The sequence below is a fragment of the Catellatospora paridis genome, assembly GCF_009720365.1.
GTDB lineage: Bacteria > Actinomycetota > Actinomycetes > Mycobacteriales > Micromonosporaceae > Catellatospora > Catellatospora paridis.
The window spans coordinates 378,811-396,406 of record NZ_ML769312.1 but is presented as its reverse complement, the minus strand read 5'-3'; the positions used below and the strand labels follow the sequence as shown (position 1 = coordinate 396,406).

Here is a 17,596-nt window from a genome sequence, read left to right as displayed (position 1 = left end):
GGGTCCACGGTGACCGCACACTCTCCTCGAAGATTCGGGGCAGGCTCGACTGCGGGCAGAGGACACCGCGTGCAATCGATTTCATTAGGGTACGGTGAGGGCGCCGCCGTGTCGACGGGTCGCCGATGCCCCGAGCCCGGACCCCAGCTCCACCGGCGGGCAGCCGGCCGATCGACGAGGAAGCGATGCCAACGATCTACGAGGTCGCCGCCGCGGCCGGGGTCTCCCCTGCCACCGTGTCGCGCGTGTTCAACGGCGCCAACGTGTCCCCCGAGAAGGCCGAGGCGGTGCGCAAGGCGGCCAAGGCGCTGGCGTTCACGCCGAGCCGTACCGCGCGCACCCTGCGGTTGCAGAGCTCCGAGGTGATCGCCCTGGTCATCCCGGACATCGAGAACCCGTTCTTCACCGCGCTGGCGCGCGGCGTCGAGGACGTGGCACACGCTGCCGGCTACTCGGTGGTGCTGTGCAACACCGACGAGGACCACGAGAAGGAACTGCGCTACCTCGACATCGCGCTGAGCGCCACCATGGCCGGCGTGATCATCGCGGCCGCGGGCGGCGACAGCGACCTGAGCGGCCTGCTCGCCCGCAGGTGCCCGGTGGTGGCGGTCGACCGCAGCCCGCACGGCGTGGACGTCGACGCGGTCACCGTCGACAACCGGGCCGGTGGCCGCGCGGCCACCCAGACCCTGGTGGAGCAGGGTTTCCAGCGCATCGCGTGCATCACCGGCCCGAGCGACGTCGAGACCGCCACCCAGCGCGCCGACGGCTGGCGCGACGCGGTCACCGGCGGCCGCCCTGCCGAGGCCGACGACCACTACCTGCGCTTCGCCGACTTCCGCGGCGACGGCGGCGCCGCGGCGATGAGCGAGTTGCTGGCCCTGCCGGAGCCGCCGGACGCGGTGTTCGTCGCCAACAGCCTGATGAGCGCCGGCGCCCTGCGGGTGCTGTCCGAGCAGGGCAGACTGCCCCCGGCCACCGGCGTGGCCGTCTTCGGCGACCTGCCCTTCCTGCCGCTGGCGCCGATCCCGATCACCGTGGTGCACATGCCGGCCCGGCACCTGGGCATCACCGCCGCGAAACTGCTGCTGGAGCGGATCGGCGGCGACGACCAGCCGGCCCGCACCATCGTGCTGCGCAACCAGCTGACCCGCGTCGGCTGAGACCGTGCGCGACACCCGCGGTGTCGTCGGTGCTTGACGGTGAAATCGATTTCTGCCAGGGTACGGGCATGTTGCGGCAAGCCTGTGTCCTCGGCGTCGACATCGGAACGTCGAGCAGCAAGGGCGTGCTCGTCACGCTCGACGGCACGATCGTCGCCACCGCAACCCGCGAGCACGACGTGCAGCGGCCTGCACCCGGTCACGTCGAGATGGACGCCCGCGTGTGGTGGGACGAGGCCGCGGGGATCGTCCGCGAGCTGCTGACCGCGCCCGAGGCCGGGCCGGTCCAGGCGGTCGGAGTGAGCGGGATGGGCCCGTGCGTGCTGGTCACCGACCTCGCGGGCGAGCCGCGCCGACCCGCGATGCTGTACGGCATCGACACGCGCGCCACCGCGCAGATCGAGCGGCTGACCGGGCTGCTCGGCGGGGCCGACGCGATCCGCGAGCGCTGCGGCTCGTCGCTGAGCACCCAGGCGGCCGGGCCGAAACTGGCCTGGCTGGCCGAGCACGAGCCGCAGGCCGTCGTAGGCGACTGGCGCTTCTTCCAGCCCAGCACATGGCTCGGCTGGCACCTCACCGGCGCCTACTACCTGGACCACCACTCGGCCAGCCAGTGCACCCCGATGTACGACGCGGGCACGCAGGACTGGTACGGCCCGTGGGTGGGCGAGGTCGCCGCGGGGCTGCAGCTGCCGCCACTGGTCTGGCCCGGCGACACCGTCGGCGGGGTGACGGCCGCGGCCGCCGCCGAAACCGGTCTCACGCCGGGCACCCCGGTGATCGCGGGCACGATCGACGCCTGGTCGGAGGCGATCAGCGTCGGCGCGCACCGGGTCGGCGACCTGATGCTCATGTACGGCACCACGATGTTCCTCATCAACACCGTGGACCGGCCGCTGACCTCGCCGACGCTGTGGGGCACCGTCGGCGCACTGCCCGGCACCCGCAACCTCGCCGGGGGTATGGCCACCTCCGGCGCGATCACCGGCTGGCTGCGCGAGCTGTTCGGCTCGCCCGGCTATCCGGAGTTGCTGGCGCTGGCCGAGCAGGCCGGGCCGGGCGCGCACGGGCTGCTCATGCTGCCGTACTTCGCCGGAGAGCGGACCCCGGTCGCCGACCCCGACGCGCGCGGCGTGCTCGCCGGGCTGACCGTCTCGCACACCCGCGGCGACCTCTACCGGGCGGCGCTGGAGGCGACGGCGTTCGGGGTGCGGCACAACGTGGCCGCGATCGAGCAGGCGGGCGGGCGCGTCGCGCGTATCGTCGCGGTCGGCGGCGGCGCGCAGGGCAGCCTGTGGACGCAGCTCGTGTCCGATGTGACCGGGCTGGCGCAGGCGATCCCCGCCCAGACCATCGGGGCCGCGTTCGGCGCGGCGTTCCTGGCCGCGGGCGCGGTCGGCAGCCCCGACATCGACCTGTGGAACCCGATCGTCGAATCGCGGACCCCGTCGCCGTCGGCCCACGCCGACTACGACGAGCTGTACGCGCTGTACCTCGCCCTGTATCCGGCGACCGCGCCGGTCGTGCACGCCCTCGCCGCCCGTGAGCGGCACGCTGCCGGTCTCGGCATGAGCGACGGTCCAGGGGTGATTGCGGATCGCGCCCTGCGGATACGCTCAGCACCGTGCTGACGGGGATGTCCTGGCTCAACGAGCCGGGTGAGTGGTCGCAGGAGGACGGTGTCCTGCGCGCTGTCACGGATCTGCGCACGGACTTCTGGCGTGAGACGTTCTACGGGTGGACCACCGACAACGGGCACTTCTACCACCGGCCCGTGACCGGGGACTTCACCGCCGAGGTCGTCGTGTCCGCCACGCATACGACACTGTTCGACCAGGCCGGCATGATGGTCCGGGCCGACGAGCGCAACTGGCTGAAGACCGGGCTGGAGGTCACTTCGGGGACGCTGCACGTCAGCACGGTCTACACGCGCGAGTTCTCCGACGTGTCGATGGTGTCGATGCAGGGACACCGGGGCGAGGTCGCGATGCGGGTCACCCGGTTCGGTGCAGCCGTGACCGTCCACTGCCGCAGCGCGGACGGCCCGTGGCAGCTGCTGCGGCTGGGACACCTCGACCTGCCGCCCACCGTCGACGTCGGGGTCATGTGCTGCTCGCCGGAGCGCGCCGGTCTGGAGGCCACGTTCCGGGACTTCCGGATCGGCCCGCCGATGTCCCGGGAGAACCTCGAGTAGCCGGCCGGACGACGGCAATCGGCGGCCCGCGATCCCGGCGGCGGGCTACAACGGCTTGGTGCAGAGGACGTCGGGCATGGGCAGGTAGCCCAGTCCCTGCCAGAATCGCAGTCCAGCCTCGTTGTCGGGCATGACCAGCAGGTTCACCCGCGGGCAGCCGAGCAGCCGGAAGCGCCGCTCCAGCTCGCTCACCAGCTGACCGGCTATGCCCCGGCGGCGGTGCTCCGGCCGCACGGCCAGCCGAAGGATCCAACCCCGCCGCCCGTCGTACGTGCCCATCACCACCCCGGCCACGTCCGCGTCCGTCTCCGCGACGAGGAACAGCTCAGGGTCGCGGGTCAGCTTCGCCGCCAGCTCGGCGCGCGGCACGACCTCCCGGCCCGCCGCCGCCCACACCGCCACGACGGCGTCGTAGTCGCTCCACCCGAACTGCCGAATCTGGATCACCGCACGATCTTCCCAGGCCACGTCAGGTTCGGAAGGCGCGGGCCGGCGCCAGCGGCACCTCGCCCCATCGGGCGACCAGGGCCGCGCGCAGCTCACCGGCGAACGCCGCGATCTCCGGCGCCGCCGACGTCCGGTCCGCGAGCTCGAGGCGGTGCAGCAGCAGCGCACGGCGGCGTGGGGAGTCCCGCCTGCCCGCCGCGAGCGGGTCGCCGGACAGCGTCAGCGGCAGGAACCACGACGAGTACAGCACCGCCCACAGATCCGTGGCCGCGCCCAGGTCGAGATCGAATTCCGGCGTGGCCACGTACGGCAGGCCGGTGGCGGCGGCCTGCCGGTAGCGGGCCACCGCGCGGTCGGCGACCTCGTCCGGCAGCCGCCAGGAGCACCAGCACGACGGCCACGGCACCCGCAGGTACGCGACATCCCAGGCGACGTGCCGCCACTCGGCGTGCTCGAAGTCGATGAGGGCGAGGCCGTCGGCGGTGAACACGTTGTTGTCCGGGCACGCGTCACTCGGCGACAGGGCCGAGGCGGCGTCGTCGTCGAGGCGGGCCGCGTGGGCCCGGAACGCGTCGGCCAGCGACTCCGGCACCGCGACGCCGAGCGGTCCGCACGCCTGCCGCAGGTCGGCGATGTTCTGGTCGAGGGTCGCCGCGACGGAGGTCAGCGGCGCCGAACCCGGCTGCGCCCGCGCATCCAGCTCGGCGCGGAACGTGTCACGCATCCCCAGCGTCGCCTGGTGCACGGCCGCGATGGCGTCGGTCCACGCGTACACGGCGGCTTCGGCGGCGGACGGGTCCGCACCGAGCAGGGCGTCGGCCACGTTCGTACCGGTGCCGAGGTCGGACATGACCACGACGGGCGGCGATACCCCGGCGGCCAGCAGCCGCGGCGCGGGCGTGCCCGCGGGCAGCACGGCGAGGGCGGCGGATTCGCGCGCCCAGCTCTCCGGATGGCCGAACGTCTTCACGATCACCGTCGTCGGCGCTTCGCCGGGGCGGGTGATCCGTGCACGGCGCACCGCCGAGCGGTCGCTGCCGCCGAGGGCGTCCACCGGGGAGACGGTCACTCCGGGCAGCAGGGCTCGGACTTCGTCCAGATCGTCGACCACCGCGCCAAGCTACCGCGTCCCCCGGACCGGGGCCGCGGAATTTCGGTGCGGGCGCTTCGCCCGTGCGGGCGGGAGTGGAACTGCTCCAGCGGCAGGCGTCAGGACGGCAGTCCGTGGTCGCGGGCGTAGACGGCGGCCTGAGTACGGTCGCGCAGGCCGAGCCGGTCGAGGATGCGCGACATGTGGTTCTTGACGGTGCCCTCGCTCAGGTGCAGCTCCCGGCCGATCTCGCGATTGGTCATACCTCGGGCGACCAGCCGCAGGATGTCGGACTCCCGGATGCTCAGGGCGACGGCCGGTGATCGCTGCGGCACGGCGGCGGTCAGCCGCGCCGCCACGACCGGGTCGAGCGGGAGCACGCCCGCGTGGGCGAGCTTCACCGCGGCGGCCAGGTCCCGTGACGGCAGGTCTTTGAGCAGGTACCCGGCCGCGCCCGCCTGCAGCGCCCGGACCACGTAGTCCTGATCGTCGAAGGTGGTCAGCATGACCACGCGGCACGCCGGCAGCTTCACCGACAGCGCGGCCACCGCCGCCACGCCGTCCATACCCGGCATGCGCACGTCCATCAGCACCACGTCGGGGCCGGTGCGCAGGGCGACCTCGACCGCCTCGCGGCCGTCGGCCGCCGTGCCCACGACCTCGACCCCGTCCTGGATGCCGAGCAGGGACGCGATGCCCTCCCGGATGAGCTGCTGGTCGTCGACGACCACCACCCGTGTCGTCACCGCGGCACCGTCACTGCGATCCGGGTGCCCGACGAACCCGCGCTACCCACCTCGATGTCGCCGCCGACCCCGCGGACCCGCTGCCGCATGCCGCGCAGCCCGTACCCCTCCCGGTCCGGGGCGAACCCGGGGCCGGTGTCGGTGACGATCAGCAGCGCCCGGTCCGGACCCAGCTCGGCGTGCACCTCGACGACGCCGTCCCCGGCGTGCCGGCGGGCGTTGGTGATGGCCTCCTGCGCGGCGTGGAACAGGGTGCGCAGCACCGGCTCGGGGTAGCGGCTCTCGTCGCCCGCGAACCTGAGCACGACCGTGTCGGTGCACAGCTCACGCAGCGCCGTGCCGAGGTGGAAGTCCCATGTGCGCACCGCGGTACGCACGTCGGCCAGCGCCCTCCGGGCCGACCGGGTCGCGTCGGCCAGGGCGCGCTGCGCGGCCTGCGGGTCGCGCTCACCGAACGCCTCCACCTTCTCCAGCAGCACGATGACGGCCGTCAGGTGATGGCCCAGGTCGTCGTGGAGGTCGCGGGCGAGCCGCTGCCGTTCGGCCGCGGCGGACAGCGCGGCGATGCGCTCACGTCCCTGGCGCTCCTCCACGGCGACCGCCGCCATCGCGACGGCCAGGGCGATGGCCAGGGCGAGCATGAGCAGGTCCGACACCTGCTCGCTGTCGGACGTCCAGCCGGGGCTGCGCAGCTGCAGGGTCGTGGCCACCCCGGCCAGGCAGCCGGCGCCGAGCGCGATGCCCGCCGTCCGGCCGAAGGCGAAGTACGCGGTGAACGGCAGCAGGGTGAACAGCACGCGGGACAGCCCCGAGCCGTCGGCCCACACGACGGCGACGATCAGCGCGATGCGGCCGAGCAGGGCGACCAGGTCGTGCCGCACGAACTCCAGCGCGAACAGCGCGGCCATCCCGCCGAGGAAGAAGGGCAGGCGGGTGTCGCCGATGCCGACCAGCCAGGCGTGCAGACCGGCGGCCAGGACCGCGGCGTACAGCACCGGCGACACCCACCGGACGGAACGGTCAGGATTCACGGGTCGAGGGTACGGGCCAGACGGCGGCGGACAGCCACACCAGCGACGCGGCGGCCGCGACGTGCACGGCGCTGCCGAGCAACGAGTCCGGCAACGACGCGAGCACGGCGAGCAGGACCAGCGAGACGGTGTAACCCACCGCCGCAACGCGGGGCAGCACCCGGGCTCGGATCATGGAGGATCCGAACAGGACCGTGCCGATCACGAAGACGGCCGCGCTCGCGAGGATCGCCCACCGGGTCGGCCCGTCGAGCACGGCGGAGACGGTGGCCTGGTCGAGGAAGAACAGGACCAGGTTCAGCGCGAACCCGACCCCGGCGAACAACCCGAGCCCGATGACGTTGACGGCGAACGCGAACGCGCCGAACCGGCCCGCCGCGTCCGCCTGGCGCAGCTGGTACGCGTACAGCGCGGGAGCGCCGAAGGCCGCGCCCAGGCCGATGACGAAGCTGGTCACCGCGGTCTCCCCGGTGAACGCCTCCACCACGCCGGGCACCCCCAGGGACAGGCCGAGCACGATGCCGCAGACCGCGCCGAAGCGCGACAACCATTGCATTGACATGCCGCGCACGCTAGGCATGCCATTGGTCACTGCGGCAGTGCCGACCGTCCACAACACCTGGACTCGCCGGGAGGGGCGGCGGCGGCTCGGCCGATCAGGCCTGGGCCGGGCCGGCCGGGTCTGCCAGCAGCGCGAGGACGAGTTCGACGACCTCGTGCGGGGTGTCGGTGATGGAGAAGTGGGCCGCGCCGGGGATGGTCTTGAGCGTCACGTGCGGGGCCCCCGTGATGGCGGCCTGTTCCTGCGCGGTGAACCCGACCTCGTCTCGGTCGCCGCGGGCGACCCACACCGTGTTGCCCGTGCCGGCCAGCCGCGAGGCGAGGTCGCCGTGCCGCCGCAGGTTGTCGAAGAACCCGGCAACCAGGCGCCGGTTGGCGGCATGCGGGTTGCGTTTCATCTGCGCGAACAGCTCGGTGAAGCGGTCCGAGGGCAGCCGGTCGCGCATGCCCTTCTTCAGGGTCGGGTTGATGCCGAGCCAGACCAACGTGCCTACCACCGGCACGTGTCCGGCCTCGTCGAGGGCGATGAGGTCGTGCTCCTCGTCGTCGCGGGAGAACGACGGTGACAGCAGCAGCAGGCGGCCCGGGTAGTCGCCACGCGCGGCGATCTCGATGCCGACGTTGGCGAAGTACGAGTGACCCACGATCACGTCGACGGCCTCCCGGGCGGCGAACTGCTCGACCAGGTCGGCGTACCGCTCGATCGTGTAGTCGAACCCGGACGGCACGGGGCGGCCCGCGAATCCGGGCGGGTCGGCGGCCATGGCGAGCACATCAGCTTCGGCCAGCGCCGGGTCGGCCAGCATGGCGGTGTAGAACTCGGCGGTGCAGAACAGGCCGGGCAGCATGAGCACCCGGTGCCGGACCGCGGCGGGCTCGTTCTCGATGATCGCCCAGCCGCCCTGCTCGCGCCGCCGCAGGGGCGGGTGCTGTGTCGCGGTCATGGCACTCCTTCCGCATACCCATGTTGATCATAATTTGATGCCGCGGTCAGGTGGCGCGTTTTCGCGGTTCCGCCGCAGCGCCCGGCCGTAGGCTGCGGTCATGGCCGGTTTCACGGGCAGTCCGCAGGACGAGGACGCGATCGGCGCGGTGATGGCGCGACTGGGGCACGCGTTCGGCAGCCTGTCCGCCGACGGGGTCGCCGACCTCTACACCGCGGACGCCGACTGGACGAACGCGTTCGGCACGACCCGCACGGGCGGCGCGCAGATCGCGGCATACCTGACCGAGCTGTTCGCCGACCGGCACTTCGCCGCGGGCCGGCCGCTCGGACCGCCACGGGCCGACATCCGCTTCCTGAGCGCGGACGTGGCGGTGGTGAAGACCTATCTCGAACGCGAGGGGCAGCAGCGCGCCGACGGGTCGGCGATGCCGGTGCGGCGCAACTTCTCGCTGAAGGCGTTCGTCCGCGAGCCGGACGGCTGGAAGATCGCGTCCGACATGTACATGGACGCCCGCGACGACACCACCCTGCCCGCCGGGGCGTGACCGCCCTCAGGCGGCAGCCGTCCCCGCGGCACGGGTATCGGCCTTCACATGCTCGGGATACCAGGCGGTGAACTTGAACGCGCCGACCAGCAGCGCGATCGGAATGATCCAGTTCAGCCAGGCGGAGCCGCCGTGATCGGGCTGCGCGAGCATGCCCAGCACCGCGCAGACGGCGAACGTCAGGCCCCAGACCAGGGTCAGCATCCGGTTGACGTGCTTGAACTGCGGCGTGGACCAGAACTGCTGCGGCACCTGCTCGCGGGCGTACTGCTCGGTGAACGGCACGAACGCCAGCGAGCCGAGCACGACCACGGCGAGCACGGCGCTGGAGATCGCCTGCGCGTACTCCTCCAGCCACATCAGTCTGCTGTGGTCGAGCACCAGCCCGGCGATGGTCAGCGCGCCGAAGAACAGCACCGACACGATCTCCAGCAGCTTGATCCGACCGCGCTCGTGCGACGGGATGAGCAGGATCAGCGCGGCCACCAGCGCGCCGCCGGCCGCGAACTCCCACGTGCTCGGCCCGCTCACCACCCAGAAGATGATCCACGGCACGAAGCCCAGGAACGTCTTAGCCCCCATTGTCCAAATTTCTCACACTCCCCCTGCGCAGGCGGTCGAATCCGGATCTGGGCGCCGTCCCGATCGGAGCCCGATCGGCCTGCAACAAATCTGCAACCGTCAACCCTTGCCTTTTGGCAAGCGCTTTCCAGAGACTGGGGTCGCATCGACGTTCCGGGTCCCCTCCGGGCGAGGACCCTCGCGCGTCACCCCGCCCCGCGGCGCGTGATCCGCACTGCCGTGCGCTCGCACCACGCCGCTCCAGCTTGGGAGACCCATGAGAGTCACATCATTGGCCGCAGCCGCCGCGCTGACCCTCGGCGCGGTGCTGGCGCTGCCCGCACCCATGGCGGCGGCCGCGCCGACCCGCCATGAGGCCGAGACCTCGCCCGCCGTCTGCGTCGGCACCGTCGACAGCAACTGGGCCGGGTTCTCCGGCAGCGGCTTCTGCAACGGCAACAACAACACCAGCGGCTACGTGCAGTTCACCGTCACCGCGTCGGCCGTGGGCACCGCCACCCTGGGCGTACGGTTCGCCAACGGCACCACGACGGCCCGGCCCGCCGCCCTGGCCGTGAACGGGGCCACGGTGCAGACCGTGTCGTTCGAGGGCACCGGCACCTGGGACGCCTGGACGACCAAGACACTGACGGTGAACGTCAACGCCGGCAGCAACACCGTCCGGCTCACCCCCACCACGTCGACGGGCCTGGCGAACGTCGACTATCTCGAATTCGAGACGGGCACCACCACCCCGCCCGCGACCGCGCTGTACGTCGCGACCACCGGCAACGACGCGAACGCGGGCACGCTCAGCGCTCCGCTCAAGACCATCCAGCGGGCGGTCGACCTGGCCCAGGCGGGTTACACGATCCACGTCCGCGGCGGGACGTACGCGCCGAGCACCAACGTGCAGTTGCTCAAGAACGGCACGTCGAGCCAGCCGATCACGCTGCGCAACTACGGCAGCGAGAAGGTCGTGCTGGACGGGGAGAACATGTCCTACACGCCGGGCGCGGTGGACTCCACGATCCCCCGCGCCGAGCGCGGCGCGATCCACATCGAGGGCGACTGGTGGCGCATCGTCGGCCTGGAGATCATCCACGGCCCGTACGCCGTCTTCGGGCTGGACACCAACAACAGCGTGTTCGAACGGCTGATCACCCGCGACAACTACGAGAGCGGCCTGCACCTGCAGGGTGCCTCCAGCAACAACCTGATCCTCAACCTGGACAGCTACGGCAACCGCGACCCGCGCAAGAACGGCGAGAGCGCCGACGGCCTGGCCATCAAGGAGGGTTCCGGCAGCGGCAACGTCGTACGCGGCGCGCGCCTGTGGAACAACTCCGACGACGGGCTGGACTTCTGGATGTTCTCCTCGCCGATCCTGCTGGAGAACAGCCTGTCCTGGGGCAACGGGTTCAACCGGTGGAACCTGCCGAACTACACCGGCGACGGCAACGGGTTCAAGCTCGGCGGCAACGCCGTGTCCGCGAGCCACACCGTACGCAACTGCATGACCTGGGACAACGCGGTCGGTGGCGTCATCGACAACAACAACCCCGGCCAGCATCTGATCGACCGCTGCACGGCCTGGGACAACCCCGGCACCGGGTTCAACGCCAACCGCTCCGACAGCACGCTGACCAGGAACCTCGCGGTGGCCAACGGGACCGCGGTCTCGCTCGGCGCGAACTCCAGCGGCTCGGGCAACTCGTGGGACCTCGGCGGGACCTGGTCGCTGCAGAGCACCGACCCGTCCACGATCACCGGAGCGCGGGCCGCCGACGGCTCGATCCCCTCCTCCACGTTCCTGCGTCCGACCAACGGCGCTGACGTCGGAGCACGCTTCTGACCGCGCTGCGCAGGTAGGCCGGCGGGCCGCCCGGTGCCCCTGGGCTGCCCGCCTCACCGCGCGACCCCGCCCGGCCGCCGGACGGCCGGATAAATCAACCGAACCGGCAACCACGACAGTAGATTCGCGTATCTACATATTACGTATTTATTGACATCGTGGTGCCGGTGGCGGAGCGTCCGCCCCATCCCCCTCGGGAATCGACGGAGGTTCCACCAATGATGATCAAACGTAGCCGCGCCGCGGCCACGCTCGCCGGGCTCTGCCTGGCCGCGACGACCATGGTCGCCGCGGCAGGCCCGGCCTCGGGCGGGTTGCCGCCACGCTGGGTGGGCACCTGGGGCACCGCGCTGACCGCGCCGAGCCTGGCCAACACGGGCAGCTCGCTCAACGGCTTCGCCGATCAGTCGATCCGCCAGCTGGTGCGGGTCTCGCTCGGCGGGCAGAAGGTGCGGCTGCGGTTCACCAACGCGTACGGCACCGGGCCGCTGAGCATCGGCCGGGCCAGCGTCGGCCTGCCCGCCGCGCCCGGCTCGCCCACCCTGCAGCCCGGCAGCATCCGGCCGGTCACCTTCGGCGGCAGCGCGTCGGCCGTGGTCTACAAGGGTGCCGAGGTGATCAGCGACCCGGTCGACCTGCCCGTCTCCGCGCTGCAGGAGCTGGCGGTGACGCTGTACCTGCCGGTCGCGACCGGCGCGACGTCCTGGCACTGGACGGCCCGGCAGACCTCGTACATCTATGCGGGCGACAAGGCCGGCGAGATCGACGGCAGCGGGCAGACCGCCGCGTACAACCACTTCTACTACCTGGCCGGCATCGAGGCCTTCACGCCGACGGGTCTGGGTGCCGTGGTCGTGCTCGGTGACTCGATCAGCGACGGGTCGGGCGCCACGCTCGGCGCGAACACCCGCTGGCCCGACTACCTCGCCGGCCGCGTGACCAGCACCTGGCCCGCACTGGGCGACCCCGGCGTGCTCAACGTGAGCCTCGCCGGAAACCAGGTCACCCGCGACGGCCTGGCCATCAACTCCCCCGCCCTGGGCGACAGCGCCCTGGCCCGCCTCGACGACGACGTGTTCAGCCAGCCCGGCGTACGCACGGTGATCGTCGAGCTGGGCATCAACGACGTGCACCTGTCGGGATACCCGGCCGACCGGATCATCGGCGGGCTGCGGCAGCTCGCGGTCCAGGCCAAGGACCGCGGCGTACGGGTCGTCGTGGCGACACTCGGCCCGTTCGAGGGCTACTCGTCCTGGACGCCCGAGAAGGAGGCCGTCCGCCAGGCGGTCAACACCTGGCTGCGCGGGAACAACGAGTTCGACGCGCTGCTCGACTTCGACCAGATCCTGCGCGACCCGGCCGCCCCGAGCAAGGTGCTGCCCGCCTACGACAGCGGCGACCACATCCACCCCAACGACACCGGCGCCCAGGCTCTCGCCGCCGCCGTGCCGCTCTGGCTGCTGTGAGCCGGTGACGCCGGAATTGGCGCTATCCACCCGCTTTGATGTCATGCAACAAATCTGCACATGCACATGCTTGTTTGCGGAAAGCGCTTGCCCTTAGCGTGGGGTCGCGTGGTTCGGTCTCGTACCGAGACCGAGAGGTGCAGACGGGGGCGGCCGGCATGCCGCCCCCGTCTTCTTCCCTGGACGGTGTGATGGCCCAGCTGCTCGCCCTCATGGAGAAGACCAAGCCCTACCCCCTCGCGGTGGCGGGCCCCGCCGACTTCCGCTGCGAGCCGACGGCCTCCGTCGACCCGCGGGTCGTCCTGACCGAACCGGGGCACAGCCTCTACTGCCTCGACCACGACACCCGCCGCGCCCTGTTCACCAGGACGGACGTCGACCCGGGCGGCGCGCCCTTCTACTTCCAGGCGCAGTACGCGCACGCGACCGAGGTCGTCGCCCTGTCCTACGACGAGCTGCACGCGCTGCCCACGCCCGAGCAGCCGAGCGGCGTGTTCCTCTACTCCACCGGGCGGTGCGGCTCGACGCTGGTCGCCGCCGCGCTGGCCGAACGCGGCGGCCTGGCCGGGCTGTCCGAACCGGACGTGCTCACCCAGCTGGTCATGCTCGCGCCACGGCTGAGCGGGCCAGAGCTGCGCGAGCTGACCCGAAGCTGCGTACGGGTGCTGTCGCGGGGACGCCCCGTCGTGATCAAGCCGCGTAGTTTCGTCATCGAGCTCGCCTGGCTGCTGCACGAGGAGTTCCCGCAGTTCGCCTCCGTCTTCCTGTACCGGGAGCCGCTGTCGTGGGCACGGTCGACCGCGCGGGCGTTCGCCGGGTACGACCCGGCCCTGAACACCGACCCCGCGGCCGTGCAGGACCGGCTCGGCCGACTGATCCCGCTGGTCGCCCGATGGCGGCAGCGGGTCGGGCGGCTGCTGTCGCCCGAGGAGGTCATGGCCTGCCAGTGGGTGGTGCAGCTGGAACGGGCGCTGGCGCTGCGGCACCGCGGCGCTCACCTGTTCACGGCGACCTACGAGGACCTGCTCGCCGACCCGCGGGCCGTGCTCGATGCGCTGTTCGCCCACTGTGACCTGCCCGCGCCGTCCGGGCTCGACGAGGTCCTGGCCAGGGATTCCCAGCAGGGCACGACCTTGTCCCGGTCGGCCACCGCCGCCCGCACCGCCGGGCCTGGCTTCGACGAGGCCGCGCTCACGCGAACCGTCGCCGAGCTTTGGGTGGAGGCGCTGCGGTGACGGCAGCCGGGCACGGTGGGGCGAAGGCGCACCTGCGACGTGCTCCGGGCCGGGCACGCGCTGTGGAACCGCGATGCCCGCACGCGGGCGGCGTGCTCGCGGAGGTGGGCCGGTGAGGACACGTGAGCTGATCGCCCAGGGCGCCGGGCTCTGCGGGCGCATGATCCGGTCCGAGCCGCGGCTGTTCCTGGTCTCGCTCGGCGGCGCGGCCCTGGTGGTGGTCCTGTCGATCGGCAGTGCGTTCGCGATCGGCGCGGTGGTCGCCGACGTGGTCGCGCCGATGCTCGACCGCGGGCGGGTCGACGCGGGGCTGCTGGCCGCGGCGGCCGCCGCGCTGCTGGGGCTGAGCGCGCTGAAGGTGGTCGGCATCTTCAGCCGCCGCCTGGGTGCGGTCTACCTGCAGCAGAGCCTGCAGGCGCGGCAGCGCAAGGCCATCGTGCGCAAGTACCTGCACCTGCCGCCCGCGTGGCACCGCGACAACCCGACCGGGGCGCTGCTGTCGAACGCGTCGTCGGACGTCGACGCGTCGGCATCGCCCGCGGGCAGCCTCGCGTACGCCATGGCGACGGTGTTCCTGCTGGTCGGGGCGCTCGTCGCGCTGTTCGCGGTGGACTGGACGCTCGGCCTGATCGGTCTGGTGGTCTTTCCGGGCCTGCTCACGGTGTTCGCCGTCTACTCGCGCCGGGTCGCGCCGCGTTACCGGCTCGCCCAGTCGCTGCGGGCGCGGGTGACCGCGCTGGCGCACGAGAGCTTCGACGGCGCGCTGACGGTCAAGGTGATGGGCCGCGCGGATCACCAGACGCGACGGTTCGCCGACCAGGTCGGCGAGCTGCGGCAGGCGCTGGTGTCGATCGGCCGGACCCGTGCCTGGCACGATCCGGTGATCGACGCGCTGCCCCAGGTGGGCACGCTGGCCGTGCTGGTCGTCGGGGCGTGGCGGTGCGAGCAGGGCGCGCTCGGCCTGAGTGACCTGACCGCCGCGGCGTTCCTGTTCGCGCTGATGGACATGCCGATCCGGGCCATCGGCTGGCTGCTGGGCGCGATGCCCCGGGCGGTGGCCGGAGCGGAGCGGGTGGACCGGGTCCTGGCCGCCGCCGATGGCCTGCCGCACGGCACGGCCTCGCTCGGCGGCGGACGGGCCGAGCTGCGATTGCGGCAGGTGAGCGTGCGGAAACTGTGTGACGTGTCGTTCCGGGTGGCCCCGGGCCGGGTGGTCGCACTGGTCGGGCCGACGGGCTCCGGCAAGTCGACGGTCGCGGCGGTCGCGGCACGGCTGCTAGCGCCCGAGTCGGGAGTGGTCCTGGTCGACGGGGTCGACGTGCGGGAGCTGACGGCGCGGGCGTACGCGGCGGCGGTGGCGTACGTGCCGCAGGTGCCGTTCGTCTTCGCCGACACGGTGCGCGGCAACGTCGCGCTGGGGCGGGCCGGCGTCGACGACGACGCGGTCTGGCGGGCACTGGCCGTGGCGCGGGCCGACGATTTCGTCCGGCTGCTGCCGCAGGGCCTGGACACCGAGCTCGGCGAGCGCGGCGCGGCCCTGTCCGGCGGGCAGCGCCAGCGGATCGCGCTGGCCCGCGCCCTGGCCGGCGGCCCGCGGCTGCTCGTGCTCGACGACGCGACCAGCGCCGTCGATCCGGTCGTCGAGGCGGCCGTCGTCGCGGGCCTGCGCGCAGCCCCCGGCGGCCCGGCCATGCTCGTCGTCGCGACCCGGCGGCCGACCATCGCCCTCGCCGACGAGGTCGTCTACCTGGCCGGGGGCCGCGTGGTGGCGGCCGGGGCGCACCACGAGCTGATGCGCGACGTGGCGGGCTACCGGGAGCTGCTGGCGGCGTACGACCGGCGGGTGGGCGTGTGAAAGGCGGCGGCACGATGTGGGACACGCTGCGACGGGCGATGCGCCTGTCACCGGAACTGCGGCAGGGCCTGACCGTGACGCTGCTGCTGGCGGTGGGCATGACCGCGGGGCGGGCCGCGGTGCCGGTCGCGGTGCAGCGCGGCATCGACGACGGGCTGCGCGGTCCGGGCGGCCCGGACGCCGGGGTGGTCGCGGTGATCGGCGCCGCCGGGCTGGGCGTGCTGTTGCTGTCCATGGTCTGCGGGTACGCGATGATGCTGCGCCTGTTCGACGTCAGCGAGACGGCGCTGGCGGCGGTGCGGGTGAAGGTCTTCCGCCACGTGCACGACCTGCCGGTGCTGCACGTGGGCGCGCAGCAGCGCGGCGCGCTGGTGGCGCGGGCGACCTCCGACGTGGACCAGATCACCTCGTTCCTGCAGTGGAACGGCGTGGTCCTGTTCATCTGCGTCGGGCAGACGCTGGTCACCGGCACGGTGATGTTCTTCTACTCGTGGCCGCTGGCCCTGGTGGTGCTTGTGGTGTTCGCGCCGGTCGGCTGGGTGGTGCGGGCGGCCATGCGTGACCTGGCCGACGCCTACGGGACGGTGCGGCAGCGGTCGGCGCAGATGCTCGCGGTGGTGTCGGAGAGTGTCGTCGGGGCCGAGGTGATCCGGTCCTACGACGTGTCGGCCCGTACGGTCGCCCGCCTGGACGGGGCCGTCGACGCGCACCGGCTGGCGTCCCAGCGCGCGTCGCGGCTGACGGTCACCGCGTACTCCGCCGGGGAGATCGCGACCGGGGTGGCGATGGCGGCGACTTCCGCGGTCGGCGTGCTGCTGGGCGTCGGCGGGCAGATGACGGTCGGCGAGATCGCCGCGTTCCTGTTCCTGGTGGCCCAGTTCGCGCTGCCCGCGCAGGTCGCCGGGGAGATGCTCAACGGGCTGCAGAACGCCGTCGCCGGGTGGCGGCGGGTGCTGGACATCCTCGACGTCGAGCCGGACCCCGCCGACCATGCCGAAGCAGTCGACCTGCCGCCGGGCCCGGTCGCGGTGACGCTGCGCGGGGTCGGCTTCGTCTACCCGGACACGTCGGCCGAGGTGCTGCGCGACGTGGACCTGGAGATCGCCGCGGGCAGCCGGGTGGCGGTGGTGGGCCAGACCGGCGCGGGCAAGACCACGCTGGCGAAGCTGGTCGCCCGGTTGGCCGCACCCAGCCAGGGGCAGGTGCTGCTCGCGGGAGTGCCGCTGGACCGGGTGCGGCTGCGGTGCCTGCGCGAGCGGGTGGTCATGGTGCCGCAGGAGGGTTTCCTGTTCGGCGGTTCACTGGCCGACAACATCCGGTTCGGCCGCGCGCTCACCGACGACGAGGTGGCCGGGGTGCTGCGTGAGCTGGGCCTGCTGGACTGGGCCACGGGCCTGCCCGACGGGCTCGGCACCGTGGTCGGCGAACGCGGCGAGGGCCTCAGCGTCGGCGAGCGGCAGTTCGTCGCGGTCGCGCGGGCCCATGCCGCGGGCGCGGACCTGCTGATCCTGGACGAGGCGACCAGCGCCGTGGACCCGGCCACCGAGGTGCGACTGCGTACGGCGATGGACCGGGTGTCGCGGGGGCGTACCACGATCACGATCGCGCACCGGCTGGCCACCGCACGCGGCGCCGACGAGGTGATCGTCGTCGACGACGGGCGGGCCGTGCAGCGCGGCCCCCACGACGACCTCATCGCGGTGGCGGACTCGCCCTACGCGAAGCTGCACGCCGCCTGGCTGGCAGGCGAGACCGCTCTGGCCTGACCCGCCCGAGCGGGCCTACGGCCCGCCGGTACTCCGCTTTCCATAGACGCTGGCCTATCTAGATGAAAATTAATAGATCGCACTCATCGTGATAGGCCAGCGTCTATGCAAAGCGAGGTGCCGGCCGCGACGGCG

At 72.6% G+C, this 17,596-nt stretch carries 16 protein-coding genes; 9 read left to right on the top strand and 7 right to left on the bottom strand.

All coding sequences use genetic code 11. The features are described 5' to 3' along the window. The first annotated feature begins 185 nt into the window (after window positions 1-185). The 3 genes from F9C41_RS01645 (at window position 186) to F9C41_RS01635 (ending at window position 3,357) form a co-directional block, all read left to right on the top strand. On the top strand, window positions 186-1,163 hold the full coding sequence (locus F9C41_RS01645) for a LacI family DNA-binding transcriptional regulator (RefSeq protein ID WP_155384776.1): 978 nt from the start codon (window positions 186-188) through the stop codon (window positions 1,161-1,163). A 68-nt stretch (window positions 1,164-1,231) separates the two neighbouring features. Further along, the gene (locus tag F9C41_RS01640; protein WP_155384775.1) at window positions 1,232-2,794 is read left to right on the top strand and encodes an FGGY-family carbohydrate kinase; all 1,563 of its coding nucleotides are present in this window, start codon (window positions 1,232-1,234) and stop codon (window positions 2,792-2,794) included. Then, window positions 2,788-3,357, top strand: coding sequence for a DUF1349 domain-containing protein (locus F9C41_RS01635; protein ID WP_155384774.1), 570 nt, complete (start codon window positions 2,788-2,790; stop codon window positions 3,355-3,357). Before F9C41_RS01640 ends, F9C41_RS01635 begins: the two co-directional genes overlap by 7 nt. Before the next feature lie 45 nt (window positions 3,358-3,402). Here F9C41_RS01635 and F9C41_RS01630 read toward each other — a convergent pair whose 3' ends face one another. The 6 genes from F9C41_RS01630 to F9C41_RS01605 form a co-directional block, all read right to left on the bottom strand. Further along, window positions 3,403-3,804, bottom strand: a complete 402-nt coding sequence (locus tag F9C41_RS01630; RefSeq protein ID WP_155384773.1) for a GNAT family N-acetyltransferase — start codon at window positions 3,802-3,804, stop codon at window positions 3,403-3,405. Between the two features lie 22 nt (window positions 3,805-3,826). Next, window positions 3,827-4,915, bottom strand: a complete 1,089-nt coding sequence (locus F9C41_RS01625) for a phosphotransferase family protein (RefSeq protein WP_155384772.1) — start codon at window positions 4,913-4,915, stop codon at window positions 3,827-3,829. A 98-nt stretch (window positions 4,916-5,013) separates the two neighbouring features. Then, window positions 5,014-5,640 carry a response regulator gene (locus tag F9C41_RS01620; protein WP_155384771.1) on the bottom strand — a complete coding sequence of 209 codons (627 nt, stop codon included), beginning with the start codon at window positions 5,638-5,640 and terminating at the stop codon, window positions 5,014-5,016. Further along, window positions 5,637-6,671, bottom strand: coding sequence for a sensor histidine kinase (locus F9C41_RS01615; RefSeq protein ID WP_155384770.1), 1,035 nt, complete (start codon window positions 6,669-6,671; stop codon window positions 5,637-5,639). Before F9C41_RS01615 ends, F9C41_RS01620 begins: the two co-directional genes overlap by 4 nt. After that, window positions 6,661-7,233, bottom strand: a complete 573-nt coding sequence (locus F9C41_RS01610) for a hypothetical protein (protein ID WP_230689203.1) — start codon at window positions 7,231-7,233, stop codon at window positions 6,661-6,663. The genes F9C41_RS01615 and F9C41_RS01610 overlap by 11 nt, the downstream gene beginning before the upstream one ends. A 94-nt stretch (window positions 7,234-7,327) precedes the next feature. After that, window positions 7,328-8,176, bottom strand: coding sequence for an alpha/beta fold hydrolase (locus tag F9C41_RS01605; RefSeq protein WP_155384768.1), 849 nt, complete (start codon window positions 8,174-8,176; stop codon window positions 7,328-7,330). A gap of 100 nt (window positions 8,177-8,276) precedes the next feature. Here F9C41_RS01605 and F9C41_RS01600 point away from each other — a divergent pair, with 100 nt between their 5' ends. After that, window positions 8,277-8,723, top strand: a complete 447-nt coding sequence (locus tag F9C41_RS01600; RefSeq protein WP_155384767.1) for a YybH family protein — start codon at window positions 8,277-8,279, stop codon at window positions 8,721-8,723. A 6-nt stretch (window positions 8,724-8,729) separates the two neighbouring features. Here F9C41_RS01600 and F9C41_RS01595 read toward each other — a convergent pair whose 3' ends face one another. Then, entirely contained in the window at window positions 8,730-9,305 is a 576-nt protein-coding gene (locus F9C41_RS01595) for a DUF3159 domain-containing protein (RefSeq protein WP_155384766.1), read from the bottom strand. A gap of 256 nt (window positions 9,306-9,561) precedes the next feature. On the opposite strand from F9C41_RS01595, the gene F9C41_RS01590 reads away from it, so the two are divergent. The 5 genes from F9C41_RS01590 to F9C41_RS01570 all read left to right on the top strand — a co-directional run bounded on the left by F9C41_RS01590 (window position 9,562) and on the right by F9C41_RS01570 (window position 17,461). Further along, on the top strand, window positions 9,562-11,139 hold the full coding sequence (locus F9C41_RS01590) for a right-handed parallel beta-helix repeat-containing protein (protein WP_230689202.1): 1,578 nt from the start codon (window positions 9,562-9,564) through the stop codon (window positions 11,137-11,139). A gap of 218 nt (window positions 11,140-11,357) precedes the next feature. Next, window positions 11,358-12,605, top strand: a complete 1,248-nt coding sequence (locus tag F9C41_RS01585) for an SGNH/GDSL hydrolase family protein (protein ID WP_155384765.1) — start codon at window positions 11,358-11,360, stop codon at window positions 12,603-12,605. Window positions 12,606-12,796: 191 nt separating this feature from the next. Next, window positions 12,797-13,840 carry a sulfotransferase family protein gene (locus F9C41_RS01580; RefSeq protein ID WP_155384764.1) on the top strand — a complete coding sequence of 348 codons (1,044 nt, stop codon included), beginning with the start codon at window positions 12,797-12,799 and terminating at the stop codon, window positions 13,838-13,840. A gap of 112 nt (window positions 13,841-13,952) precedes the next feature. Next, entirely contained in the window at window positions 13,953-15,695 is a 1,743-nt protein-coding gene (locus F9C41_RS01575; protein WP_230689201.1) for an ABC transporter ATP-binding protein, read from the top strand. A 14-nt stretch (window positions 15,696-15,709) separates the two neighbouring features. After that, the gene (locus F9C41_RS01570) at window positions 15,710-17,461 is read left to right on the top strand and encodes an ABC transporter ATP-binding protein (protein WP_155384762.1); all 1,752 of its coding nucleotides are present in this window, start codon (window positions 15,710-15,712) and stop codon (window positions 17,459-17,461) included. The last annotated feature ends 135 nt before the right edge of the window (window positions 17,462-17,596 follow it).